A 25,769-nucleotide genomic window follows, 5' to 3' on the forward strand; every position below is an offset into this window, starting at 1 on the left:
TATTATATTTCGAAGAAGGTATGGATTACCTTCGCTATTCTTTCTCTATCTTTATCAGACAAATTAGATCCCGAAGGAAGACAAAGCCCATTGTCAAAAAGTTTTTCTGAAACAGTCCCACCATAGTAAGGTGTATTTTCAAAAACAGGCTGTAGATGCATCGGCTTCCAAAGAGGCCTTGATTCTATATTATCTTCTAAAAATGCAAATCTTAGGTCTTCTCTGTTTTTTCCTGTAATATCTGGATTGACAATGATTGCAGAAAGCCAGTGATTGGAATAAAAATATGAATTGGGTTCAGAGAATACCTCTACCCCATCAATATCTTTAAAAATCTCAACGTAAAAGTCATGCATTGCCCTTCTCGCTTCAACGCGATCTTTTAACACTTCCATCTGACCTCTTCCTATTCCGGCAACAATATTACTCATTCTGTAGTTGAACCCAATATGAGAATGCTGATAGTGAGGTGCATTGTCACGTGCCTGAGTGGATAAGAACACTATTTTATCTTTATCTTCTTTTGTGTGGCTTACCAATGCACCACCTCCTGAAGTGGTTATAATTTTATTTCCGTTAAAGCTCAGAACCCCGAAACGTCCGAATGTTCCACAAGCCTGGCCTCTATATGTTGACCCTAAAGCTTCTGCTGCATCTTCAATCAGATCTATTCCGAATTCTTTCGAAATAGCAGTAATCTCATCCATTTTTGCCGGCATCCCATACAAATGAACAACAATAATGGCCTTCGGTTTTTTGCCTTTTAGAATTCTGTCTTCAATCGCTTCTCTTAAAGCTTTTGGACAAATATTCCAAGTTTCTTCTTCACTATCAACAAAAACAGGATTTGCACCACAGTAAGCTATGGGGTTTGCAGATGCTGAAAATGTCATAGACTGACAAATCACTTCATCTCCATATTGAACACCAGCTTCAATCAAAGCAAGATGAATTGCCGCTGTTCCTGCTGATAAGGCAGCGACTTTCACGTCTTTATTTAAAAATTTCTCTAAGTCTTCTTCAAAGCCATTTACATTAGGTCCTAATGGAGCGATCCAGTTTTCTGTAAAGGCTTCGTTGATATATCTTTGTTCATTACCTCCCATATGTGGTGAGGATAACCAGATTTTTGAATTCATAATAGTTTATTAATATTCGTCGTATGAAATGGTTAATTCTTTCGAAGTGGGAACGGATTGACAGCTTAAAATAAAACCATCTTCAATTTCGTAGTCCATTAAAACATCAGTCTCTTTCATATTCACAGTTCCTGAAATTACTTTTCCTACACAACTGCTGCAATTCCCTTTTTTGCAGGAGTATGGAACATCCAAACCTACCTCCAATAAAGATTCAAGGAGGTTTTTCTTATGATCAACAGTTACGTAATGAGACTCCTGATCAATAATTACTTCAACTTTAGTCTCCCCAGATTTTACGGTTTCAGAAATGATCTCTTCAATCCCAACTTCATTTTCTAAAGAATAAAAAAGTTCACTTTTAATGATTTCCTTTGGAATTTTAATAGAAAGAAGGTAATCATGAACCGTTTTAATCAATTCCTCGGGCCCGCAGGTATAAAATTCTGAAAAACTTTTCACATCGAATTGCTGATGAATTTTAGTCTGTAAAAAATCATGATCAATTCGCCCAAAATAATGATTATCATATTTTTTCCGGCTAAAGATGTAAATTACTTTTAAAGTATCCTTAAACTGAGATTCCAAAGAGCTCAGCTGATCACGGAAAATAGTATCCTCAATTTGCTTATTGGCAAAAAGTAATGTAATCTTAGTTAACGGTTCATTATTCAGAATGTTTTTAACAATAGAAATAATGGGGGTAATTCCGCTTCCCGCAGCCACTAAAAAAATATTTTTGGCAGAGCTATCTGCTATATGATAAACAAACCGGCCCTCGGGTAAGCCTACATCTAAATAATCTCCAACTTCAATGCGGTCTTTAATAAAAGTTGAAAATACGCCACCATTAATTGCTTTTACAACCACCGAAAGACTATTTTCTTCAGGGCTTGTACAAATTGAGTAAGATCTTCTGATTTCATCATTGTTGATTTCAGATTTCAAAGTAACATATTGACCTGATTCAAAAACAAAAGAATTCTTAAGCTCTTCGGTTATATCAAAAGTCAATAGTACAGCATCATCAGTCAAAAATGACTTATCAAATACTTTGAGTTTGTGAAATACATTTCTCATTGGTGTCATTAAAATATTTTTTTTGCAGGATTACCTACATAGGTTCCAGACTCTTTAATATTTCTGAAAACTACACTTCCAGCTCCGATAATAGCATTATCTGCAATTTTTACTCCCGGATAGATTGTAGAACCTGTTCCTATCAATACATTTTTTCCAATCCGACAGTTTCCTCCTAAATCTACATTTGCCATGATATTAGTAAATTCGTCTATAAAAACATCATGTCCAATCTGGCTTCCGCAGTTGATAAATACCCCTTTTGACACCTCCGCATCACAGGATATTAAAACATTTGAAAACAACACGACCGACTGGTCTATTTTGGCTCTGTCACCAAAAATACAAGTGTGGTGAGCAAAACCCTGTATTTTTGAAGGTTCAGTATTAGAAAAAATAGTTCTTTTAACTTCAGAGCTGTTAATTGCCAACAAGATACTTTCGTACCTGTTCAAATCATTATTAGATAAAGAATCAATTACTTTCAGATCAAGATTAAATGGATCTAAAGCAGTCAGATTATCATCTACAAATCCCACAATATTTGGAACATTGCCTTTAAATTTGCGAGAGTGATTGATAAAACTCAAAAGTTCTCTTCCAAAGCCTCCGGCTCCAATAATTACAGATTCTTTACTGTATTGAATACCCTCCATCGATTATTATATTTTGACCTGTAATCCATTTTGAACCACTAGATATTAAAAATTTTATTGTAGGAACCACGTCTTCTGTTTTTCCGATTCCAAGAGGATGCATTTCTAAAATATCCTTTACGTTATCTTCGCTCAATTGAGAGAAAAGATTTTGTGTCATCGGAGTATCAACAACACCAGGAAGCACTGCATTTATTCTTATTTTTCTTTTTGCAAATTCCAAAGCAGCTGACTTTACCAAACCTACTACGGCCGATTTTGTAGAGCAATAACCTATTTTTCCAGGTTGTCCCAACACTCCCATTACTGAAGACATGAAAACTACACTTGCTCCTTCATTACTATATTTTTTCTTTGTGAAATGTCTTAATAACTCGATTCCCGAAAATACATTAAGCTTATATATCCTTTCAATTTTTTCAGGATTGTATAATGTAAGGGGAACTGTTTCTTCCATTCCTGCACAATGTATGAGCGCATCGAATTTTTCAGAAAAGTCTAAGTTTTTAAATAAATTTTCAATTTCTGAAACTTCTGATAAATCTAAAGGACAGCAAACAACATTATCTTTAGCCTCATCTAAAAAATCCCGAATTTTTTCAAAATTTCGTGCTACAGCCACTACTTTATGGCCGTCCTTCACAAGATCTTTCATGGTTTCAAAGCCAATTCCTGAAGTAGCTCCGGTAAGAATAATATTCATTTAATCAATGTATTTTTTATAGTTTTTCTGAAATTCGCACACCCTTGCTTCTTCATCACTTAATTCTCCGGTAAAAGGCGATTTTTTCACCCCAATCTGAACTTTTTCACAAATTGTTTTATCCTCATCAAAAACCTTTCTGTTGAAACTTACCAGTGACTCTTTATAAATTTTTTCTAAAGTAGGATTTACTTTTTCGTCTTCTTTCTTTGTCAAGAAAACATAGCTTACAAATTTTGACGAATTACTGTCAATGGGAGTAATATATGATAAATTAAAAGAAACACCATAGGTACTTGAAATCAAAACATTAGGAAATACAACAAGATGCTTATATCCAGAAATTTTGTATTCACGGTTTTGATAAGGTGAATGAATTTTAGCATTTTTACCTTCATTTTCGCCTGCCAGAAGAGTTGCATCCCAAACAGAGTGTTCTTTAATGAAAGTAAATTCCATTCCTCCAGCACCTAATTTTTTAAAGGTCTCTTCATGAATAAGATTTACGTGATAACTTTCTAAAGTATTTTCAACTAAAATTTTCCAATTGGCATTAATGATCATGTCATTAACATCCACCAATTCTCCAAAATTATTACTCATTTTTTCAACCTCTTCGAAAAGATCTCCCATAAAATCTTTCAATTCTGAAGGATCATTGGAAAGGTTAACAAAGACAAGTTCTCCACAAAAATCTACTTTATATTCTTTAAGTTTTAAGCATTCCAGCTCGTCTTTGGTGAATTTAAATAAAGGTTTCTTCGGAATTCCTGCCGGAATTCCTTTATCATTGTATGCCCATCCATGATAAGGACACATCAAAGGCCTGTTACCAGACTGCTCAACTTGAATAATTGAGTGTCTGTGTGAACAGATATTTTTAAATGCTTTTATCGTACCTCTGCAGTTTTGTACAACTACCGGAATTCCTCCGATATCCTGAGTGATAAAATCATCTTCTTCTTTTAAAAAAGATTTAAAACCTACAAAGCACCAAGTTTGCTGAAACAAAAGTTCATGTTCTTTTTCTAAAACATCATTTCTGTAATAATGCTCGGGAAGTATTAATGCTTTCATGTTTATATTTCTTTTAATGGTAAAATTTTAGTTTCTGATAAATTAATGATACAGTTTCCCCAGGACAAGCCTGAACCATAGCCGCTGCATAGAACTCTGCTTTTATTAGTAAGCAGATCTAAATTAGTTGTGATCAGCAACGGAATGGTTACTCCACTTGTATTTCCGAAACGTTCAATATTTATCGGGACTTTATGAGTATCAATTCCCAATATAGAGCTTATCTGCTTAATGATAAATCTATTGGACTGATGAAAGAAGAAACCATCAATTTCCGATAAGTCTACTGATGATTCCTCCTGAATTTTTTTAATACTAGGAGCTACTTCTCTTAATGTAAAATCAAAAACCTTTGCTCCATTCATATTGAGATAAAGATTTGATTCATTTTCAGAATCAAAACTATCTTTTGTAATACTTTTTCTATAACCTCCTTCAGGAATTATAATAGCTTCATGATTAGCTCCGTCTGAAAAGAAATTGAAATATGACTTATCGGCACTCCCTCTTTTTGAAACCAAAATAGCGGAGGCAGCATCACCAAACAGCATGTTGGTACTTTTATCAGTAGGTGACAAAATCTTTGACAGGGTTTCTCCGATGATCAATAATACTTTTTCTCCTTCTCTTAAAGTGGAAGCAATGGAAAAAGCCGTGCTCAATCCCTGAACAAAACCTGCACAACCAGCATTGATATCAAAACATAAAATTTCCTGTTGTAATCCCAATCTGTCTTGCAGAATATTGGATGTAAAGGGAATTTTGTAATCTGAGGTCTGTGAAAGAAAAATAAGACTTTTAATCTCATTTTTGTCAACCAGCTTTAGTATTTCTTCTGCAGCTGCAAATCCCAGATCTGATGCTGTCACATCTTTATGAGCCCATCTTCTCTCTTTGATTCCAACTGTTTTTTCAAAAACTCTTATTTCTTTTTCTGTTAACAATGTTGAAAAAAAAGAATTCCCTACTGTATGAATCGGAACACTGGAACTGATATAATCTATCGAAACATTATTAAACTCCTGAAACATAATTAATCAAATTTATCTTCTCCGATTTTTTCAACTAAAGAATTTACTGTTGTAATTTTAGCAATATCATCACCGTTTAACAATACTCCAAAGTTATCTGATACAAAACCGATAAGGATCATCGCTGCCATAGAGTCCCATTCTTCTAATTGAGAAAGATCCGTTTCCGGAGTCAAATCAATTTCCAATTCTAATTCTTCCTGTAATTGTGATGTAAAATCTGCAATATTCATTATATTATATTCTTAAAGTTTATTATTTATTTTAATTATTCCGCCTGACCAAGATAACCCTACCCCAAATCCTACAATTCCGAGGGTAAGCTCTTTATCTTCATCCAGACTGTCTGTATATCTTTTTAAAGCAATCGGGATGGTACATGACACTGTATTTCCCCCGTTTGAAAGATCATTATAGAAGTTTTCCTTATCTATTTTAATTCTTTTTCTGAGAAAATCTAACATAAAAGAATTGGCTTGGTGGAAAACAAACTGATCAACCTGCCCTATATCCATCCTATTTTCTTGCATAATTTCTTTCACAAAATTAGGAATGGCTTTGGTCGTAAAGTTAAAAATTTCAGGACCGTTCATATACAAATGATTATCTGTATATACATTATCAGTGCCATACTCAATTTCTTCTGCGCCAGGATCTAAAGGAAATCTACTGCAACCGTTTTTGATAATCAATTTATCGTACCCAGAACCGTCCGTACCAAATTTAAACTTTAAAATATTATCATTTTCAGTTTTACTGATAAGTGTTGCAGCTGCAGCATCGCCAAATATAGACCTGTTTGTTTTATCTTTCGGATGTATAAATTTTGAATAGGTTTCGGCAGTAACCAATAAGACATTTTCTACCTGACCTGAAGAGATAAGAGCATTTGCTAAATTCACTCCATAGGTAAAACCAGAACATCCTAGGTTAAAATCCAATGCACCTATATCTGTTCTTAAACCTAATTTATCCTGAAGAATACAAGCTGTAGTTGGCAAAAAGTATTCGGGACTTTGTGTACAATATAGAATGTAGTCTATCTTTTGCTTATCAAAACTTTCAAACAATTTATTACATGCTTTCTCAGCAAGATCTAAACCGGTTTCGTTTTCGCTTACAATATATCTTTTTTGAATACCTACTTTCTCTTCAAACCTTTCAAAATCGTAATCCGGAAAATCTTTTTTCAGATCTTCATTGGTAACTACAATTTCAGGAAATACATATTCTATTTTTTTTATTTGTGCTCCCATATTTATTTTGATCCTTTAAATTCTTCTGCCGTAGCATTATTTTCCTGAGTAATCCCTTCAGATTTAAAGACTTTTTTTATTGTTAATAAAATAATTTTTATATCTAAGCCTAAACTAATATTGTCAACATACCACACATCATAATCAAATTTTTTCTCCCAGGAAATAGAATTTCGTCCATTTACCTGTGCCCAGCCCGTGATTCCTGGTCTTACTTCGTGCCTTCTCGCTTGAAATTGGTTATACAAAGATAAGTATTTTGGTAAAAGAGGGCGTGGTCCAATAAGGGACATATCTCCTTTTAAAACATTTATCAACTGAGGTATTTCATCCAATGACGTTTTTCTTACGAATGATCCTATCGCGGTAAGTCTATCTGCATCTGATAAAAGATTCCCTTGAGGGTCTTTTTTATCATTCATTGTTTTAAACTTGATAATACTAAAAATTTTTCCATTTTTTCCGGGCCTTTTCTGAAAGAAAAAGGGTTTCCCGCTATTTGCAAAATATAACCCAATCGTTACAATTATAAAAATAGGGCTTAAAATGAGGAATCCCAAAAAGGCACTCACAAAATCTATTATCCTCTTTATAAAATTTTTATACATGAATAATCTATCTAAATTTTAATAAATTAAGTACAACAAAAATCATCAATTTTTTATTGTCCCTCATTAACTGCGTATTATATTTTAATATTGTAAAATTTCTTTGAAAATAACTCCCCAAAAATTGTTCGTAAATTTTATATTCTTCTGTATCCTTATCGATATATTGTATATAATTTTGAATGTGTTTTTGGTAGTACCCGTTCAATACTTCTGATGATTTTTCTTTGATCGTATTGAAAGACATTTTATTTAGATGGCCATGAACATTAGAAGCATGGATTCTATAGTGTATATAAGAATTTGAATCTATAACAACATTATACTTATGCGTTCTTGCAAAGAAATATACCAGCCAATCATGTGAAAATGCTTTCCAATTTATATTATCTGCTTTTTTTAGAAATTTTTGAAGATTTAAAGCAAAATCTTTAGTGAAAACATAAGTACAGCCAGCGCTACCACCTTCAAAAAGATAATCATATTTTTTTTTGGGGAAATCTTTTTTCAATACACTTAAAGAATTGTCTGATTCTTCCCATTTGGTAAGATTTGAGCAATATAACTGTGCATTTTCTTTCTTAAGGAAGTTGACTGCCGATTCCATCTTCTCCGGTAACCAGATATCATCCTGGTCGCAAAATGCAACATAATCAAAATTTTCATTAAAATTCAAATTATCAACCATTTTCAGAAAATTATTTGCTGCAGAACCTGTTCCCGGAATATTTTGGTTTATCCTGATTTGGGGATAATTTTGGGAAATGATTTCAATGGTTTTATCCTTACTGCTATCATCACTTATTACAATATCCACCTCAACTCCATTTTGGTTAAGAATGGAGTTAATTTGACTTGTAATATACTTTTCTCCGTTATACGTTGCGAGAAGAATCTTAATTATTGACATATTCGCTTATTTAATAATGATATTTCATTGATCTGAATTTGTTGTGGCAGTTATAACTTATAAAAAAACAGATGCAGATATATAATAAAATTCATTACTATTATAAAATTGAAAATACTTTTTTTGTTCGTTTTATTTAAAATAGAGTAGAAAATAAACGGTAACATAAATATGTAGTATTTAGCATTTGAGTAATTTGGTACCATGAATATAAAAAATAAGGTAGCGGAAATTACTCCTGAAATAAAGACAAATTTTTGATAAGAATGTTTATCCTGAATAGAAGATGTCTTTTTTTGAATAAACAATCTTACTATTACAATCCCATACAAAATATAAACTGGTATCACTTTAACTCCTGATGGTGTCAAAAAAATACCTGTCATAAAGGTAATGATTGGTCGCAAAAATATTGGATATTTATTACGGAGTCCCAATTTTTCTTCTCCTTGTAACATTGCATTGGCTTTATCAGAAAGGAATCCTATATTTGATATATATGACAATGAGCTGATTCCTAAAATCAAGGCTCCAAATACAAGAGCAATACCTGCAATAATGATTTTACGCTTATCAAGGTAGGAAAAAGCACAGGTAATACTAACAAAAGTAGCAATCACCGTAGAATTACCCAAATCAAGGAACGAGATTAGTATAATCATAGCTACTATGATAGGCCATCTCCCCCAAAAAAGAAATATAGGTATCGTTAAGACCAATACAAATTGTTCTAAACCTAAAACCCCCACGTGAAATACAAACCCTAAAAAGACCAATACTAGGCATAAAACATCTAATCTATAATTCCATTCTTCAATTGAGAATTTCATTCCTAAACCGTTGACTATTTTGAATGTCGTTTCTCTGAAAATAACGGCAAATAAAAATGGCAACATCGAAAAAATAGTGATTGCAATTCTACCCAAACTTTGCATAACATCTTCAGTACATGTTTTGTCATCTATACTGGAAAAATAAGAAAACAGTGTACTATTTGTATAACATGAAGAGTAATATGTAAAAGTTCTCAGTATAGAATCAAAGTAAAAATAGGGAGTCCAAAAAGGCTGTCTACTTTCTCTTACCAATTCATAAGCACGCGCTTCAAAATCTGGTTCATCACCAAATGGAAAAAGATATAGTCTACCTATTACTAAAAAAAAGATAAAAAAGAAAACTGAACGTATTCCAAATTTTGAAACTAACATATTTTATACTCCGGTTAATTTTTGATACAATTTTCTATATCTCTCAGCGTTTTTTTTGTAGTCAAACAGATCTTTCGCTACATTACTACGTTCTGTTGCTTTTCCATCGTTTATATATCTATTGATATTCTCTACAGTAAGTTCTTCAAATGTTTTTGGACTGTATGTAATGCCAAGATCATATTTTTTTGTTAAAACAGAAGCTCCTCCACATTCCTTATTTACTATAACGGGAATCCCCATTGCAGTAAATTCAACAGTTTTAGTTCCTAAAATACTATACCCCACAGCATCTTCAAAAGATGAAGTAGACTTGCGGTAAGGCAGCAATCCGAAACTCACATCAGAAAGCTCTTCTTTCAATTCATTGGTATTTTTGGTTGAAGTCAGTATAATTTCGTCTTGAGGAATTTTTGCAAAAACTTCTTTTATAGCTTCGTGCGAGGATGTGGTAATGATTTTCAGCTTACAGTTGGGTGTTTTCTTTCGTAATTCCGTATACAGTTCCAACAGATCATTTATGGTATGCCAAGTTGTCTGAGTTAAGGCACCCAGATAACAATAGACCACTTCATTGTTTGAATTGCCTGCAGTAGAATTCAGGCTTTCCGTATCTACACTTAAATATATTTTTTCTATTGACTTAGCTCCAATTTCTTCGTAAGATTGGGCCATGGTATCCGAAACTACAATGGTAACATCAGCTTCAGTAAGAAGCTGCTTTTCCATTTTTTTTAAAAATAAATAGTTCTTATTAGGCTGGGTATATTTATTTTTAAGTGCATATTCTTCCGGAAAAAGACCTCTGGCGTCAAATATGACTTTATAATTAAGATTATATTTTTTCTTTATTTTCAGAGCCAACCATGTTGCACCATAACCTCTGCAATGTATAATATCAGGCTTTATAGATTTGAGATGCTTGGCAAGGAATGATTCTGCTCCGTGAAATAAAAAATTAAACAAAAATCTGTGCATATATGCTACAGACTGTACTGCGAAAATGGGTGTACTTATAAAGTTTATTTTTCCTAATTTCTGTTTAACTTTTTGAATCTCTTCTTTATACTTCCCTTTTTCCCTAATGTGCCCACTGTGAATAACGGGTACACCGGAAATAAAATAAAAACTGCCATTTTTTATTTCATCCGTATTAGCCACAAACTGTCCTAAAACCTGTGACCCAAAGACTCCATATGATCTTGGAGTTTCCCCCCAAGTCAAATAACATACTTTCATTTTAAAAGTTCTTTTATAATTATACTGCTTGCATCTCCTTTCCCATATAGGGTATCTAAAAATACAATTTCCTTATTCTTACTTATATGGTACGCATCAAGGATTTTATTTTTATCTGTTCCTGTTAAGATATTAGCTCCTACGTCAACCAATTCCTCCCATTCTGTTTCATCCCTTAAGGTAACACATGGTTTACTAAAAAAGTAAGCCTCTTTCTGAAGACCACCACTATCTGTCATTACAAGAGTACAATTTTTCAAAAGCCAAACCATATCCAAGTATCCTACCGGCTCAACAATTGTAATATTCTTTACGGGTATTCCGGATTCCTGGATGATTTTTTTTGTTCTGGGATGTAGAGGTAAAATCACTTTTGTATCTTCAGCAATGGCATCCATAGATTCAATAATATTCCTTAATCTACTGATATCATTTGTGTTTTCAGCTCTGTGAATTGTACTGAGTACAAAATTTCCTGAAACATCAAAATTTGGCTGGGTTGCTATTTCTTTATAAAACAAAGCTCCATCAAGCATTACGTCTCCACTTTTTATAATACTGCAATTGGTATTTTGATAATTTTCGGCGTGTAAATTTTCAATGGCTTTATTGGTAGGGCAAAACAAGTAATTGCTAACTCTATCCGTTAATATTCTATTCACCTCTTCTGGCATTTTCATGTTGAAGCTTCTCAAGCCCGCTTCAACGTGTGCCAATTTGATGTTCAATTTAGATGCGACTATTGCTCCTGCTAAAGTAGAGTTTGTATCCCCATATACCATAATGACATCTGGATTCTCTTTCAATACAATTTCTTCAATACGCTCAATCATCTGCCCCGTCATCGCTCCGTGAGTGGTTCCACCAATTCCAAGGAAGTAATTTGGTTTAGGAATATGCATTTGTTCAAAGAATATGTCAGACATATTAGTATCATAATGTTGCCCAGTGTGTACTATTATTTCCTCAATTTCTGAATGTTTTTTTATTTCCCGGCTTACTGAACTTGCTTTTATAAATTGTGGACGTGCCCCCAGCACTGTTAATAATTTCATAGTTGTATTTTCTAATGTTTTTGAAGACTTACTGAAAGTTTTGTGATATAGAATCTAAATATTAAATTTTAAATTCATTGATCAAATAATTTTTCAACGGAACTCCGTTTACTTCATTTTTATTAGGTGGTTCATAACCTATTTTATCTTTTCTCCAAACGATATCTTTTGGCACAACATCGTTCATTGCTTCTCTAAGTATGTATTTAGAGAATCCATTATTTACTTTACATGTAGATGGTAGAGTAAACACGAATTCTACTAATTCATGAGATAAAAACGGTAGTCGTACTTCTAAAGAGTGTGCCATAGAGTTTCTATCTGCATACCTTAATAATTCTTGCAAACCGCCTCTGAATGTTGCGTGATAAAGCATTTCATTTAATGATGTAGCACTGTATTTTCTTTCGAACTGTTCGTTTTTATATTTAGAATAAAGATCTTTTTTAGCATCCTTTTTGGTAAAGTTATCTATTCCTGATTTTATTCCTAACAATTTATCGATCTGAGCATCAGAAAGTTTTTCCTTTAGGAAACTCATTCTTAATCTTCTAGAAATGCTATTAATCTGATTGGAAGCATGTACTTCCTTATAGATCTCTAATTGCTGTTTATATAATTTTTTGTCTTTTTTCTTTAATTCGATAAAGAAAGAATCAATTAGTCCATGATATCCACATAGGTATTCATCTGCTCCCTGCCCATCTAATAAAACGATAACATTATTGTCTCTCGCCAATTTCATTACTTCATACTGAGCTGCAATACTTAATGTTCCAAAAGGTTCTTCCTGGTGATGAATAATTTCCTGAACATTGGCAACCATGCTTTCAATAGTTGGAAAACAGCTTATTCCCTTTGCATTTACACTGTTTAAAACTTTATCGATATAAACAGATTCATCTTTGATAAAATTGGGAAAACGGGCGGAAAAAGTCTTTTGCTCAACATTATTAATTTTCATATGATTAATCATACAAACTGTTGAAGAACTATCCAGACCTCCGGACAAACTTGTTCCGACTGCAACGTCCGAACGAAGTCTTCTGCTTATAGAGGTTTCAAATAATCTGAAGAAAGTATCTTTAGCCTCATTAAAATCAATTGTATCTAATTGATTTTTATAATCAATATCCCAATACTTTTGTTTTTTTACTATTTTCCCATTGGGATCTACAATCATATAGTGGCTTGGTTCAAGCAAAAATATATTTTTATAGAACGTTTCGGATAGATCATTTGAATTATTAATATATCCGAAATGCCAATAGTTGAACAGCATTCTATTGTTGGTTTCTCTTGGAACCCCTACACTCCAAAGAGCTTTCATTTCCGATCCAAAATAAAAGTTATTATTACTCTGGTGATAAAAAAATGGTTTTTCACCAAATCTATCCCTAGCACAGAATAAAATCTGTTCTTTTTTATCCCAAAGAGCAAATGAAAACATACCATCAAAATCTTCAAGGCATTTTTCTCTTTTATAATCGAAATTAGCCATCAATACTTCTGTATCGGAATCTGAAACAAAAGTGTATCCTTTTGTTTTTAAAAATTCTCTAATTTCTATGTAATTATATATTTCACCATTGAAAACGATGCTATATCTGTCCAAATAATGCATTGGCTGACTACCGGCATCGGAGAGATCTATGATAGATAGTCTCCTATGTCCCAGTCCTACTCCGTTGTTATCATTGATCCATTGCCCTTCTCCGTCTGGTCCACGATGCTCAATGGCATCTGTCATTTTTTTTAATTGCTGGTAAGTTAAAATTTCTCTATTTTGACTTATAATTCCTGCGATTCCACACATTTGATTTTGTTTTTAAATTTTATAATTATAAAATCTGATTGTATTCAAGAAATAATAATGCTGATCATTGCTTACCATTACTTAATGATACCATTGTTTGAAAAAATATAATACAAAAATGGCTAATATTAATCCAAACATCCACTTATCTTTATATAAAGAGAAATACCTTTTCAAATTCTTTTCAAAATATAAGCTAGTAAGATTCCAAATTGAAACTGAGCAAAATAAAGCTCTTACAATACCCATAATTCCCCACATGTGGTAGAAAAAATAAATAAGAATAATATTTGCCAACAGCGATATTAAAGATACAAGAGTAATATAATTTGTCTTTCCTTTAATCGACAAGATAGTGCCATATGTAGCATTTCTCCAAAGTAATATTAGGCAGTATCCCTCAAATACGGGAACAGCGGCAGCATATCTATCACCAAATAATCCTAAAATAATCTGTTTAGAAAATAATATGCATGCAAAGACTAAAGGAAAAATAAAATAGGATGCTTTTTTAATATCATGAAGCCAAATATCTGTCCCTTTATCAATCTCATCATTTTCGACATGTTTTACAATGATAGGATAGCTGACACTTACTATTGATTTTGTTATTAATCCTGCAAAAGGAATTTCCAGTGCTCCTATAGAATAAATAGCGAATTCACTTAATCCTCCGATTTTGTTAATAATGACCTTATCTATATGCAAAGTAAACATTCCTAAATAAGTAGCTATAAATAATGGGAAACCATATTTAAGCATCATAGAAACATTTATTTTACTCATATTAATCTGTGGATAAATTTTAAGAATAACCACATAAGTAGTTAACTGTAGACCCAATGCTAATAAAAAAGGTAAAAATATATTAAGTTGAAAATCAAAAATATCATTTATCAAAAATGTAAAAAGAGTAGCTGCCAATACAATGCAGAAAACAACCATTGAAATTAATATTACCTTAATTTTACCTATGGATAGGCAAATCTGCAAATAAACGCCATTAGCCGAAAGTAAGAAATATAGAAGCGGAATCAAAAAACCCGCTTTTATTATAACATTTATCCCTAATAATTCTCCGAATGTTTTTGAAAAAGTATCAATACTTAAAAATATAAAAATAACGCTACTTATTAATATAAAAATAAATATCGTTGTTCCTAAAAGTTCTTTTATTTTATCGTGATGTTTAGCAATGTTATATCTAAACCCCTCAATAAATCCAAAAGATAAGAGTGTAGCAGTAAATTGTACAAGTAATATAAGCTGTTTCCAACCACCCACCTGTTCTAAAGAATAGGTTCTTGCAACGATAACATCTGCTAAAAAAATAGTAGACAAAAAAAGCATATTGGCAATTGAATATAAAATTGCAGGCTTTTTTAGCAGACTTAATATTTTTTCAACCATTCTATTTAATTATTACATTTTCCCACAACAGAATTGTTGCTTGCTGCCATTACTAGTTTTTCAGCTCGTAAATTCTTTCGATAATATCTACAACTTTTAATCCTTCCAGAGCATTTGTAGTAATCGTATTTCTCCCTTTAATCACATCCACAACATTTTCAATAATGTAATGGTGATTAGCAGCGGAACCTTTGTATGCACCGTAGTCGTTACCTGGGTTTGTAGGTGGTAATTCCGGCATTACATAATCTTTTACGTTACAAACTTCCACTTTATCCATGTATTGTCCTCCAATTTTCACTGCGCCATTCTCGGCAATGATAGTCATTGAACTTTCAAGGTTCTGATTCCAAACGGATGTAGAATAATTAATAGATCCCATTCCTCCATTCACAAAATCAAAACTTACAAAACCTGAGTCTTCAAAATCTGTAAGATCTTTGTGATTAAAGTCTGCAAACTTAGCCTGGATATTGGTAATATCGCCAAATAGCCAATACATGATATCAATAAAATGCGAGAACTGTGTAAATAAAGTACCTCCATCCAACTCCAATTTTCCATGCCAAGATTCCGGCTTATAATATCTGTCATCACGATTCCAATAACAGTTAAGCTGCACCATGAATATTTTACCAAGTTTTCCGCTTTCTACCATTTCCTTCACCCATGCAGAAGGAGGAGAATAACGGTTCTGCATTACCGCAAAAACCTGCTTATGTTTGTGTAAGGCTTGAAAAATAAGCTTTTCGGCATGTTGTTTATTAAGTGCCATCGGCTTTTCAACCACTATGTGTTTTCCTGCTGATATTGCTTTATAAGACTGTTCAAAGTGAAAACCATTTGGTGAAGCAATATTGATAACGTCTACTTCAATCCCTGAATTAAGAAATCCATCTAATGACGTAAAAAACGGCACCTCATAATTCTCAATTCCTAAAGAGGATTTATCTTTTACATCAATTAAAGCCACCAATTCACATTCGGCATTTCTCGACACCATTTCTGCATGTCTTTTTCCGATATGCCCACAGCCTACAACGGCAAATTTTATTTTTTCAGACATTCTATATTAAATTTTTGAAACTTGATTACTATCTAATTTATATTTTTCACCGCTTTCTTCACATACAGCAATTCCTTCTCCATCAAAATTCAGACGATGTCCGAATTCGCTCATCCATCCTATTTGTTTTGCAGGGTTTCCTACCACTAACGCATAATCGGGAACTTCTTTTGTAACCACAGCTCCAGCTCCGATAAAAGCAAACTTTCCAATGTTATGACCACAGACTATTGTTGCGTTAGCCCCAATTGACGCTCCTGTCCCAACATGTGTTTTAAGATATTCACTTTTTCGGTTAACAGCACTTCTAGGATTAATAACATTAGTAAAAACCATTGAAGGGCCAAGAAATACATCATCATCACAAGTTACTCCTTCATATATAGAAACATTGTTCTGAACTTTTACATTTTTTCCTAAAATGACACCTGGTGAAACGACCACATTTTGGCCAATATTACATTTTTCTCCCAAAGTACAATTTGGCATAATGTGAGAAAAGTGCCAAATTTTTGTTCCGGCTCCTATATTACAGCCTTCATCAATAACTGCCGTTTCGTGTGCAAAAAAATCCGACATATTTATTCTTTTATAGTTGATTACTTATTTTTATTAAAAAAATTCTTGATTTCTGAGATAATAAAATCTGCATCTTCCTGATTAAATTCTGTATGAACAGGGAGAGAAATCACTTCTGAACAAAGGAGTTCTGTAACGGGTAATATAAAATTAGGTTCTACATACTGTGCAAAAGCTTCCTGCTTATATAACGGCAGAGGGTAATAAATCATACTTGGAATATTCTTTTCACCCAAATATTGTTGTAATTCGTCTCTTCTTCCGCTCTTTACCCTTAATGTATACTGATGAAAAACATGTGTTGAATTTTTTGCTCTTTGCGGAATTTGAATTTCTGCAACAGATTGTAAGTTATCATCATAATATGCTGCCATTTTATTTCTGGCTGTAGAGTATTCATCAAGGTGCTTTAATTTCACTTTTAAAACTGCAGCCTGAATGGTATCTAATCTGGAATTACATCCCAGAACTTTATGATAATATTTTTTTTGTTGGCCGTGGTTGGCAATCATTCTTATCTTCATTGCCAGATCATCATCATTCGTCATTAAAGCTCCTCCATCACCATAACAGCCCAGGTTTTTGGATGGAAAAAAAGATGTACATCCTATATGTCCGATGGTTCCGGTTTTTTTAACTGTTCCATCTGTAAATGTATAATCAGATCCGATTGCCTGAGCATTATCTTCAATAACAAAAAGATTATGTTTTTCTGCAAATTCAAGAATTCTTTCCATATCAGCTCCTTGTCCATATAAATGTACGGGAACGATGGCTTTAGTATTTGGAGTAAGATATTTTTCAAGTCCTTCCAATTCAATATTGAAAGTATGTTCATCTACATCTACCATGATTGGCTTTAAGCCTAAAAGGCCTATCACTTCAGCAGTAGCTACATAAGTAAAAGCCGGGCAAATTACTTCGTCTCCAGGCTTTAAATCCAGTGCCATCATCGCAATCTGCAAGGCATCTGTTCCGTTTGCGCACGGGATGACATGTTTTACATTCAGGTATTTTTCAAAATTCAGCTGAAAGTCTTTTACCGCAGGGCCATTGATAAACGCAGTGTTGTCCAGACAGTCCTGAATTCCTGCATTTACTTCATGTTTTATTTTTTCGTATTGACCTTTTAGATCAACCATTTGAATTTTCATATGAAATTTATATTTAGTCTTCGATGTTAGTTTTCAATTAGCTCGCTTATCTTATTCCCGATGGAGAGGCAAGATGTGGCTGCTGGTGATGGAGCATTTCTCACATGAATGATATTTCCATTTTTCACAATGTCAAAATCATCAATCAATCCACCATTTCTGTCACAAGCTTGTGCCCTAACTCCTGAACCTCCTGGTACAAGGTCAGACTCTTGAATTTCAGGCATAAGTTTTTGAAGCGCTTTTGTAAATGCAGATTTTGATAACGAACGATGAACTTCTCCTAATCCTGTTTTACCGTATTTGGCAACAATCTTTCTGAATCCGGGCCACATTAATGTCTGCATGGTTTCTTCAAGATTGAAATCAAAGAACTTGTATCCTTCTTTTTTGAAAGCTAATACAGCATTAGGACCAGCTTCAATATTTCCGTCAATCATTCTTGTAAAATGGACGCCCAGAAATGGAAAACTCGGATCAGGAACGGGATAAATAAGATGTTTTACCAAATGCTTCTTTTCATCCTTTATTTTATAATATTCACCACGGAAAGGAATGATAATGACATCATTCTTTTCATTGGTCATTTTTGTAATCTTATCAGAATACAGCCCTGCACAAGAAATTAGTTTCTTTGTTTTGAATTCAGAAATCTGAGTTTTAACAACAATTTCAGAGTTGTTGTTTATAATATTTCTAACTTCGTTATTGAATTTAACTTCTCCTCCTAATTCTTCAAAGAGCTCCTTAATTTTTTTTGCAACCCCCGGATAGTCTATAATACCTGTCTGCGGAACTTTAATTGCTTTAACTCCTTCACAGTGAGGTTCAATTTCACGAAATTCCTCCCTTGAAAGATATTTCAGATCCTGAAGTCCGTTTTCTACTCCTCTTTTGTAAATATTATCTAAAAGTGGTAATTCTTCCTGCGAAGTGGCCACAATGATTTTTCCACATAGATCATAGCGAATACCATGTTCTTTAGCAAAATTGATCACAGAATTATAACCTTCTATACAATTTTTCGCTTTTAAACTACCTGGTTTGTAATATATCCCACTATGAATCACTCCACTGTTATGTCCGGACTGATGTAGTGATACATCATTTTCTTTTTCTAAAACCAAGATCTTAGACTCTGGATTTTTAAGTTTTAATTGATATGCAGTAGCCAGTCCTACTAAACCGGCTCCAACAATTATGATATCATAGTTCATTGTAAATCTTTATAATCTGGCATCTACCAAATCTCTGTCTAAACAGGCTTTAGTATCAAAAACAACTGAATTTTCTTTCTTCAAAGTATTGAGATCCATTTGAAGGAATTCATTATGTGAAACGGCTATAATCAAAGAGTCATATTTCTTACCTTCAATAAGCTCATCTAAGATGTCTATTCCATATTCATGTTTTACTTCTTCTTTGCTAGCCCAAGGGTCATAAATATCTACATTAACTCCATAATCCGAAAGCTCCGTGTAAATATCTACTACTTTGGTATTTCTTACATCTGGACAGTTTTCCTTAAATGTAACTCCCAAAATTAATGCTTGTGAATCTTTAATAATTCCACCTTTAGCAATCATAAGTTTCACCACTTTTGCTGCTATGAATTTTGCAATTGAATCATTTACACGACGTCCTGATAAAATCACATCCGGATGGTAACCTAATTGTTCTGCTTTATGGGCTAAGTAATAAGGATCCACGGAAATACAGTGCCCTCCAACAAGTCCCGGTTTATATTTTAAGAAGTTATATTTTGTGCCGGCAGCTTCTAAAACATCGTTTGTATCAATCCCTATTCTGTCAAAAATCAGTGCCAGTTCATTTACAAAAGAAATATTAACATCGCGTTGTGCATTTTCGATTGCTTTTGAAGCTTCAGCAACTTTAAGGCTTGAAGCTTTATGGGTTCCTGCGGTAATAATTTTTTTATACAGAAGGTCTACTTCTTCAGCAATTTCTTCTGTGGAACCAGAAGTTACTTTTTTTACACTTGTAAGTGTGTTGACTTTATCTCCCGGGTTAATTCTTTCCGGAGAGTATCCTACAAAAAAGTCCTCATTATATTTTAATCCTGAATATTTTTCCAAAACCGGCACACATTCTTCTTCTGTACAACCTGGGAAAACGGTAGATTCATAAATTACGATATCTCCCTTTTTTATAATTTTTCCCAACATTTTTGAAGCAGAAATCAACGGATTAAGATCTGGAGCGTTATATTTATCTATTGGTGTAGGAACTGTTACAATAAAAATATTAGCCTCAGCAATATCAGACAATTCGCTTGTAGCTTTATATCCTACAGATCCATTAGATTCATTATATTTTTTTAAGCCATCATTAAGCTTTTCTATATCTGCTTCCAGTGTGATATCTTGTCCTTCATTAAGCTGATTCACACGCTGCCCATTGATATCGAATCCTAATACAGAGTAATGAGCTGCAAATTCTAATGATAAAGGAAGTCCTACATAGCCTTGCCCAATAACTGCTATTTTATATGTTTTCATCATTCGCTAAATTTATTTTTTATTTTTTGAAACCATGATTTTTCAACGTGGTTATTGTATCCATAACCATATTTGTTACTATATCCTAAATTTTCTCTATTAACATCGTTAAGGACAAAACCAACATTACGAATCTTCTTCTGATCTATATTAATATTAGCAAATTCCATTAACGATTTTTCTGTATATCTGGATCTTGATACATAGATCGTAACATCTGCATTATCAGCAATAAGGAAGGTGTCAGTAACTAGAAGCAACGGTGCTGTATCTAGAATAATATAGTCATACATTCCTTTAAGTTCTTCCAATAGTACTTCATATCGGCCGCCAGATAATAATTCTGTTGGATTAGGAGGAATCATTCCTGAATAGATAACATCCAAATGGGGATTAAAAGATGATACATGAATAATTTCTTCAAGTCCAATATTATCAGAATATAAAAATTCGGTAAGCCCTGTAAGTCCCTTTCTGGAAGGATTATATCTTTGTAACTGAGGGTTTCTGATATCAGAACCTATGATGATCACTTTCTTCTTAGGATTAGCAAGCGTCAGGGCCAGGTTAACAGAAGCAAAAGTCTTTCCTTCTCCTTTCACTGTAGATGTAACAAATACGATTTTACCCTTTTTGTCCTTCGGAAGCATAAAATTCATATTCGTAATAAGAATTCTAAATGCCTCTGCCATTGGTGTAATATCATTTGTCTTCACAATTTCAGAATCTCCTTTCTCGATACTTGGTAATTCTGCTATTACAGGTGCATGAATAAGTTTTTCCAAATCATGCTTAGTTGTAATTTTATTATTAAATAGATCCTTTAAGTATATAATAGCAATAGGGATTAAAAATCCAATAATAAATGCAGCTAACATAATTAGCATTTTCTTAGGAGCGACAGGACTTTGCGATGAATATGCTGTATCTATAACTTTAGCTTTCGGAGCTGTAATAGATTGTGCAATAGCTGTCTCTTCTCTTTTTTGCAGTAATAGTAAGTATAAGTTTTCTTTTATTTGTTGTTGTCTTTCAATACCTCTAAACATTTTCTCGATTGAAGGAAGTTTAGAAATTTTTTCAGAAACTTTATTTTGTTCTCCTAAATATTCCCCTCTGGCAAGCTCCAATCCGGTTTGGTTTTTCTGTAAGCTTTGAACAATTGAAGTACGTAAAGAACCAATTTGTTTTGTAACATCCACAACTGCCGGGTTTTCCGGTGTAGCAGATTCCAGCAATCTATTTCTCTGTAATATTAATTGATTATAATTTACTATTCCAGCGACTGCTTCTGAATTATTAAGACCTACATTGGCCGGTAAAACCTGGTACTGACCTTGTTTAGAAACGAAATTCAGCAATGAATTTGTAAGCTCTAACTGAGCATTTACCTCTAACTGCTTAGCTCTCGCAGCAGCAGAACTCTGTAAGTTAATTTTTGCCTCTGTTTCAAGATCTGTTAAATTATTTCTTGATTTAAAGTTTTCTTTTTCATTTTCTACCTGGCCAAGCTCCACAGAAAGCTTTTTTACTCTGTCTTCAATGAAGTCCAAGGTTTTTTTGGATTCCTGATTTTTATCTGTAATCGCATCGTTATTGTACATTACCACTAATGTATTCAAAATATCTGCTGCTTTGTTTGTCTCAGGATAGTTGATTTCAAGTCCTACCACAGTAGTTTCTTTGTTTACAACTCCAATACCCACCTGTTTTTGTAAACTGTTAACTTTTGCTTCTATCGGTGAAATAAAAACCTCTAAATCACGAGTGTTGACATCTTTAATTTCATTTGGATTAAATTGGTTATTTTTAACAATAATAATATTTGCAAAGGGCAGACTTATTGTTTTTCCGAAACCAGAAACAATTCCTTTTCCTAACTCATCTGAAGTAATATTAATTTCATTCCCGTTTATAGAAACAGCTAAGGGTTTACCTGGAAATTTTGCAAGAGGCTTTTCATTAATTATTTTTACAATTATAGGAGAAGTATTCTTATATAATTCTTTTTTAATAATTTTTCCCTTAGCAAAAATATCAACCTGAAGATTTTTAGTAATTACAACATCTCTCATTAGTCTTTTGGACTTGAGAATTTCAATTTCATTTTCGATACTGTTGGTTTTCATCCCTCCAAAGCCTGATAGATCCTGCAGGACACTGGCATCAGTGCTTGCTGTAGGGGCATTTTTAGTATCTTTAATTAAAATTGTAGTCTTTATATTGTAAACAGGAGTCATAAATTTAAAAGCAATATATGCTGCAACTACAAATAAAAGAGCTGAAACCACAAACCATGGCCATCTTTTTACATATGGTTTTATAATCTCGTTAATATTAAATTGATCTTCTGTTTGAGAAAATTGAGTAGATTCCTGATTGTTCATTAATTTATTTCTTGAATAGACTTATTACTACCGCGATTGCCGTAATACCAATTGAAATTGCTGTTAAATAAATACCTGTATTGGGGTTTTGTTTCGCCGCAATACTTCTTGATTTATTAGATGCTACAACGATTGCATCCCCTTGTTTCAAATTATAATAAGGTGAATTAATGAGATTGGCATCGTGCAGATTTACTTTTCCGTGAGTGATCTGGCCATTCTCAGACCTTATAATTAATATATCATCTCTTTTTCCATACATCGTAAGGTCACCTGCTAATCCAAGAGCATTTAAGATCGTTGCTTTCCCGTTTGATATGGTATAATCTCCTTGTCTGTTAACTTCACCCAGTACTGTAACCTTAAAATTAGCAAGTCTTACGTTTACAGTTGGGCTAATAATATACTTTGTTAATTTTTCACGAAGCTCACTCTTAAAATCAACAAGAGATTTATTCGTTGTGTTTAGTTGGCCTAAAATAGGAAAGTCGATATTGCCATCAGCATCCACAATATATGTAGGTCCCGAAATATTGGTGGTTCCCTGTCCTGGAGTATTTCCTCCTGCAGCACCATTAGGTTGTATTGTTTCGGATGAGGAATAATTTTGGTTGAATGGTTTTACAACATCCATGTCTTTTGCTGTAATCAGAATAATAAGCTGATCTCCAACCTGTATTGTGTTTCCAGAATTTTTCACAGAAGCATCTATAGCCACCTGCTCTATATTCTGCATATAATTTAAATCATTTTGCGCATTCTTATTTGTCTTACAAGAAACTAATAAAATACCTAATGATATAGCTAATATTTTCCCTTTCATATTTTTAAATTGTACAAATATACATTTATATTCCTCTTATTTATCTAGTGCTTCAAATATAGAATTATTGCTTTTAAATTCCGGCACTATTGTTTTAAGGATTCTTACTACCTCTACTTTATCCCTTCTTAAAGAAGCTTTTGTAATTCGTTTAGTAAGCATATCTATTTCTTCAAATCCCATAGAAGGATCTTTAGAGATCATTATTTTCTCATTGTGAGTAGGAAGTGTTTTTGCATCATCACTTAAGAGTTCTTCATATAGTTTTTCACCTGGTCGCAATCCCGTATAGATGATTTTTATATCAATATTCGGTTCGAATCCTGATAATTTTATCATTCTTCTCGCAAGATCGAGAATTTTAACAGGTTCTCCCATATCAAAAACAAAAATCTCTCCACCTTCTCCCATTGTACCGGCCTGAAGAACCAGTTCACAGGCTTCAGGAATTGTCATGAAGTATCTCACAATATCCGGATGGGTAATCGTCACCGGTCCACCTGCTTCAATCTGTTTTTTAAAATGAGGAATAACAGAGCCGTTAGAACCTAATACATTTCCAAATCTTGTTGTAATAAATTTAGTAACGTTACCTTCCACATTCTGAAGTGACTGTACAAAAAGTTCGGCGGCACGTTTTGAGGCGCCCATAACGTTAGTGGGATTCACAGCTTTATCTGTAGATACCATAACGAATCTGTTCACTTTATATTTACTGGATAGTCTTGCAATAATTTTGGACCCCAGTATATTAACAAAAATAGCTTCGTGAGGATTTTCTTCAACCAATGGTACATGTTTATAAGCGGCCGCATGATATACCATTGAGAAGTTATACGTTTGGAATAAAGGCTCCATTCTATGTTGGTTTGAAACATCTCCCAAGACAAACTTGAAAACGATATGAGGGAATTTTTCTCTCATTTCAAGTTCAATGTCATAAAGCGGTGTTTCAGCCTGGTCTAAAACAACAATTAGTGATGGCTTAAAAAGCGCTACCTGCCTTACAATTTCACTCCCTATAGATCCAGCTCCTCCGGTTACGAGTACTGCTTTATCGAAATGCCTGCTTCTTACTTTCTCATTTTGAATTTTAATGGGCTTTCTGTTCAGTAAATCTTCGATCTGAAGACTTCTGATAGACCCTCCTACATCACTATCTCTTAATTTCTGTACAGAAGGTGCTTTGAAGACATTTAGATCTTTTTCTAAAAATAAATTCACCCAAGAGTTAACTTCATCTTTAGCCATCATTTCTTTGACAATAAGAACACCATCAATAATAAGGTCTTCTTTTGTGTTTTCTTCAATTTTTTTCTTTTCGTAAATAGGCTTTCCAAGTAAAGAAGCCCTTTTTGAATCTGTTCTTTGGGTTAAAAAACCAACAACCTGATAAGGTAAGCTTGGATTATCAAGAATGGCTCTTGCAATAGCAATTGACTGTTCATCAATACCTAGAACCAGTATCCTTTTTTTCAGTGCACTTCTCCTGTATTCTCTTACTACATGAAAAAACTCTTTCACATAAAGCCTGAAAAGAAAAAGCCCCATAAACGAGATTATAAAATATAAAATCAAATAAGGTGTAAGGATAAATTTACCTCCGGTAGTCCAGAAATAAAGCATATTTATAGTTCCAACAGCCACCATTGTGCTGAAACAAGAGATAAGAAGCTTAAACAGATCTATGAATGTAGAATGCCGAATGATCCCTGCATAAGTTTTAAAAATATACATAAAGGCAACATTCACTACAATGATAAAGACAAATACTATGCTTTTATCATCATGATAGATAAATTCCTGTTTTGTAATTTTTTCGATAATATAAGTGGTAAGAAATAGAGATATTACCAGAATAATAATATCTATTACAAGTATTATCCATCTAGGAAGATATCTTACGTCTGAGAGATTGACAACATTATCCCCTCCAAATATTTTTTTCCTAAGAGAATTATACATTGTCTTTATTTGTGTCCATATTTAATTAAAATATAATATCTAATCAACCCGTCCATCGGAGATAATTTCGATACAATCATACAAAAAT

23 protein-coding genes are annotated in these 25,769 nt (G+C 33.1%); all 23 read right to left on the reverse strand.

Annotation, left to right across the window (positions count from 1 at the left end; all coding sequences use genetic code 11):
* Positions 1-2 precede the first annotated feature (2 nt).
* The 23 genes from LF887_RS18550 to LF887_RS18660 all read right to left on the reverse strand — a co-directional run bounded on the left by LF887_RS18550 (position 3) and on the right by LF887_RS18660 (position 25,681).
* Entirely contained in the window at positions 3-1,139 is a 1,137-nt protein-coding gene (locus LF887_RS18550; RefSeq protein ID WP_236855732.1) for an aminotransferase class I/II-fold pyridoxal phosphate-dependent enzyme, read from the reverse strand.
* Positions 1,140-1,148: 9 nt separating this feature from the next.
* The gene (locus LF887_RS18555; protein WP_236855733.1) at positions 1,149-2,228 is read right to left on the reverse strand and encodes a ferredoxin--NADP reductase; all 1,080 of its coding nucleotides are present in this window, start codon (positions 2,226-2,228) and stop codon (positions 1,149-1,151) included.
* Positions 2,228-2,875 (reverse strand): NeuD/PglB/VioB family sugar acetyltransferase, encoded by a 648-nt coding sequence (locus LF887_RS18560; protein WP_236855734.1) that lies wholly within the window; start codon positions 2,873-2,875, stop codon positions 2,228-2,230. Before LF887_RS18560 ends, LF887_RS18555 begins: the two co-directional genes overlap by 1 nt.
* The gene (locus tag LF887_RS18565) at positions 2,853-3,578 is read right to left on the reverse strand and encodes an SDR family NAD(P)-dependent oxidoreductase (RefSeq protein ID WP_236855735.1); all 726 of its coding nucleotides are present in this window, start codon (positions 3,576-3,578) and stop codon (positions 2,853-2,855) included. The genes LF887_RS18560 and LF887_RS18565 overlap by 23 nt, the downstream gene beginning before the upstream one ends.
* Positions 3,579-4,655 (reverse strand): aromatic ring-hydroxylating oxygenase subunit alpha, encoded by a 1,077-nt coding sequence (locus LF887_RS18570; protein ID WP_236855736.1) that lies wholly within the window; start codon positions 4,653-4,655, stop codon positions 3,579-3,581. It abuts the gene before it with no gap.
* Between the two features lie 2 nt (positions 4,656-4,657).
* Positions 4,658-5,686, reverse strand: coding sequence for a 3-oxoacyl-ACP synthase III family protein (locus tag LF887_RS18575; protein ID WP_236855737.1), 1,029 nt, complete (start codon positions 5,684-5,686; stop codon positions 4,658-4,660).
* Positions 5,687-5,688: 2 nt separating this feature from the next.
* A complete protein-coding gene (locus LF887_RS18580; RefSeq protein ID WP_236855738.1) occupies positions 5,689-5,919 on the reverse strand; it encodes an acyl carrier protein in 231 nt (76 codons plus the stop codon).
* A gap of 12 nt (positions 5,920-5,931) precedes the next feature.
* A complete protein-coding gene (locus LF887_RS18585; RefSeq protein WP_236855739.1) occupies positions 5,932-6,942 on the reverse strand; it encodes a 3-oxoacyl-ACP synthase III family protein in 1,011 nt (336 codons plus the stop codon).
* A gap of 2 nt (positions 6,943-6,944) precedes the next feature.
* A complete protein-coding gene (locus tag LF887_RS18590; protein ID WP_236855740.1) occupies positions 6,945-7,550 on the reverse strand; it encodes a sugar transferase in 606 nt (201 codons plus the stop codon).
* A gap of 7 nt (positions 7,551-7,557) precedes the next feature.
* Entirely contained in the window at positions 7,558-8,460 is a 903-nt protein-coding gene (locus LF887_RS18595) for a glycosyltransferase (RefSeq protein ID WP_236855741.1), read from the reverse strand.
* 50 nt (positions 8,461-8,510) lie between these two features.
* Positions 8,511-9,668, reverse strand: coding sequence for a hypothetical protein (locus LF887_RS18600; protein WP_236855742.1), 1,158 nt, complete (start codon positions 9,666-9,668; stop codon positions 8,511-8,513).
* Positions 9,669-9,671: 3 nt separating this feature from the next.
* Positions 9,672-10,907 (reverse strand): glycosyltransferase family 4 protein, encoded by a 1,236-nt coding sequence (locus LF887_RS18605; protein ID WP_236855743.1) that lies wholly within the window; start codon positions 10,905-10,907, stop codon positions 9,672-9,674.
* Positions 10,904-11,962, reverse strand: a complete 1,059-nt coding sequence (wecB, locus tag LF887_RS18610; RefSeq protein ID WP_236855744.1) for a non-hydrolyzing UDP-N-acetylglucosamine 2-epimerase — start codon at positions 11,960-11,962, stop codon at positions 10,904-10,906. The genes LF887_RS18605 and wecB overlap by 4 nt, the downstream gene beginning before the upstream one ends.
* A gap of 61 nt (positions 11,963-12,023) precedes the next feature.
* Positions 12,024-13,778, reverse strand: a complete 1,755-nt coding sequence (gene asnB, locus LF887_RS18615) for an asparagine synthase (glutamine-hydrolyzing) (RefSeq protein WP_236855745.1) — start codon at positions 13,776-13,778, stop codon at positions 12,024-12,026.
* 81 nt (positions 13,779-13,859) lie between these two features.
* Positions 13,860-15,188 carry a lipopolysaccharide biosynthesis protein gene (locus tag LF887_RS18620; RefSeq protein WP_236855746.1) on the reverse strand — a complete coding sequence of 443 codons (1,329 nt, stop codon included), beginning with the start codon at positions 15,186-15,188 and terminating at the stop codon, positions 13,860-13,862.
* Positions 15,189-15,240: 52 nt separating this feature from the next.
* Positions 15,241-16,254 carry a Gfo/Idh/MocA family protein gene (locus LF887_RS18625; RefSeq protein WP_236855747.1) on the reverse strand — a complete coding sequence of 338 codons (1,014 nt, stop codon included), beginning with the start codon at positions 16,252-16,254 and terminating at the stop codon, positions 15,241-15,243.
* A 6-nt stretch (positions 16,255-16,260) separates the two neighbouring features.
* The gene (locus LF887_RS18630) at positions 16,261-16,833 is read right to left on the reverse strand and encodes an acyltransferase (RefSeq protein ID WP_236855748.1); all 573 of its coding nucleotides are present in this window, start codon (positions 16,831-16,833) and stop codon (positions 16,261-16,263) included.
* A gap of 20 nt (positions 16,834-16,853) precedes the next feature.
* On the reverse strand, positions 16,854-17,987 hold the full coding sequence (locus tag LF887_RS18635; protein ID WP_236855749.1) for a DegT/DnrJ/EryC1/StrS family aminotransferase: 1,134 nt from the start codon (positions 17,985-17,987) through the stop codon (positions 16,854-16,856).
* Between the two features lie 26 nt (positions 17,988-18,013).
* Positions 18,014-19,204: an L-2-hydroxyglutarate oxidase gene (gene lhgO / locus LF887_RS18640; RefSeq protein ID WP_236855750.1), complete on the reverse strand. Its 1,191-nt coding sequence runs from the start codon at positions 19,202-19,204 to the stop codon at positions 18,014-18,016.
* 9 nt (positions 19,205-19,213) lie between these two features.
* The gene (locus LF887_RS18645; RefSeq protein WP_236855751.1) at positions 19,214-20,509 is read right to left on the reverse strand and encodes a nucleotide sugar dehydrogenase; all 1,296 of its coding nucleotides are present in this window, start codon (positions 20,507-20,509) and stop codon (positions 19,214-19,216) included.
* On the reverse strand, positions 20,506-22,893 hold the full coding sequence (locus LF887_RS18650; protein ID WP_236855752.1) for a GumC family protein: 2,388 nt from the start codon (positions 22,891-22,893) through the stop codon (positions 20,506-20,508). The genes LF887_RS18645 and LF887_RS18650 overlap by 4 nt, the downstream gene beginning before the upstream one ends.
* 4 nt (positions 22,894-22,897) lie before the next feature.
* Positions 22,898-23,716 carry a polysaccharide biosynthesis/export family protein gene (locus LF887_RS18655; protein ID WP_236855753.1) on the reverse strand — a complete coding sequence of 273 codons (819 nt, stop codon included), beginning with the start codon at positions 23,714-23,716 and terminating at the stop codon, positions 22,898-22,900.
* Positions 23,717-23,752: 36 nt separating this feature from the next.
* Positions 23,753-25,681 carry a polysaccharide biosynthesis protein gene (locus tag LF887_RS18660; protein ID WP_236855754.1) on the reverse strand — a complete coding sequence of 643 codons (1,929 nt, stop codon included), beginning with the start codon at positions 25,679-25,681 and terminating at the stop codon, positions 23,753-23,755.
* Between the last annotated feature and the right edge of the window lie 88 nt (positions 25,682-25,769).

Origin of the sequence: Chryseobacterium sp. MEBOG06 (assembly GCF_021869765.1) — a bacterium.
Taxonomy (GTDB): domain Bacteria; phylum Bacteroidota; class Bacteroidia; order Flavobacteriales; family Weeksellaceae; genus Chryseobacterium.

Bases quoted from the DNA above. Each gene is read 5' to 3' on its own strand.
- LF887_RS18550 (WP_236855732.1), bottom strand. From the start codon at position 1,139: ATGAATTCAAAAATCTGGTTATCCTCACCACATATGGGAGGTAATGAA.
- LF887_RS18555 (WP_236855733.1), bottom strand. From the start codon at position 2,228: ATGACACCAATGAGAAATGTATTTCACAAACTCAAAGTATTTGATAAG.
- LF887_RS18560 (WP_236855734.1), bottom strand. From the start codon at position 2,875: ATGGAGGGTATTCAATACAGTAAAGAATCTGTAATTATTGGAGCCGGA.
- LF887_RS18565 (WP_236855735.1), bottom strand. From the start codon at position 3,578: ATGAATATTATTCTTACCGGAGCTACTTCAGGAATTGGCTTTGAAACC.
- LF887_RS18570 (WP_236855736.1), bottom strand. From the start codon at position 4,655: ATGAAAGCATTAATACTTCCCGAGCATTATTACAGAAATGATGTTTTA.
- LF887_RS18575 (WP_236855737.1), bottom strand. From the start codon at position 5,686: ATGTTTCAGGAGTTTAATAATGTTTCGATAGATTATATCAGTTCCAGT.
- LF887_RS18580 (WP_236855738.1), bottom strand. From the start codon at position 5,919: ATGAATATTGCAGATTTTACATCACAATTACAGGAAGAATTAGAATTG.
- LF887_RS18585 (WP_236855739.1), bottom strand. From the start codon at position 6,942: ATGGGAGCACAAATAAAAAAAATAGAATATGTATTTCCTGAAATTGTA.
- LF887_RS18590 (WP_236855740.1), bottom strand. From the start codon at position 7,550: ATGTATAAAAATTTTATAAAGAGGATAATAGATTTTGTGAGTGCCTTT.
- LF887_RS18595 (WP_236855741.1), bottom strand. From the start codon at position 8,460: ATGTCAATAATTAAGATTCTTCTCGCAACGTATAACGGAGAAAAGTAT.
- LF887_RS18600 (WP_236855742.1), bottom strand. From the start codon at position 9,668: ATGTTAGTTTCAAAATTTGGAATACGTTCAGTTTTCTTTTTTATCTTT.
- LF887_RS18605 (WP_236855743.1), bottom strand. From the start codon at position 10,907: ATGAAAGTATGTTATTTGACTTGGGGGGAAACTCCAAGATCATATGGA.
- wecB (WP_236855744.1), bottom strand. From the start codon at position 11,962: ATGAAATTATTAACAGTGCTGGGGGCACGTCCACAATTTATAAAAGCA.
- asnB (WP_236855745.1), bottom strand. From the start codon at position 13,778: ATGTGTGGAATCGCAGGAATTATAAGTCAAAATAGAGAAATTTTAACT.
- LF887_RS18620 (WP_236855746.1), bottom strand. From the start codon at position 15,188: ATGGTTGAAAAAATATTAAGTCTGCTAAAAAAGCCTGCAATTTTATAT.
- LF887_RS18625 (WP_236855747.1), bottom strand. From the start codon at position 16,254: ATGTCTGAAAAAATAAAATTTGCCGTTGTAGGCTGTGGGCATATCGGA.
- LF887_RS18630 (WP_236855748.1), bottom strand. From the start codon at position 16,833: ATGTCGGATTTTTTTGCACACGAAACGGCAGTTATTGATGAAGGCTGT.
- LF887_RS18635 (WP_236855749.1), bottom strand. From the start codon at position 17,987: ATGAAAATTCAAATGGTTGATCTAAAAGGTCAATACGAAAAAATAAAA.
- lhgO (WP_236855750.1), bottom strand. From the start codon at position 19,204: ATGAACTATGATATCATAATTGTTGGAGCCGGTTTAGTAGGACTGGCT.
- LF887_RS18645 (WP_236855751.1), bottom strand. From the start codon at position 20,509: ATGATGAAAACATATAAAATAGCAGTTATTGGGCAAGGCTATGTAGGA.
- LF887_RS18650 (WP_236855752.1), bottom strand. From the start codon at position 22,893: ATGAACAATCAGGAATCTACTCAATTTTCTCAAACAGAAGATCAATTT.
- LF887_RS18655 (WP_236855753.1), bottom strand. From the start codon at position 23,716: ATGAAAGGGAAAATATTAGCTATATCATTAGGTATTTTATTAGTTTCT.
- LF887_RS18660 (WP_236855754.1), bottom strand. From the start codon at position 25,681: ATGTATAATTCTCTTAGGAAAAAAATATTTGGAGGGGATAATGTTGTC.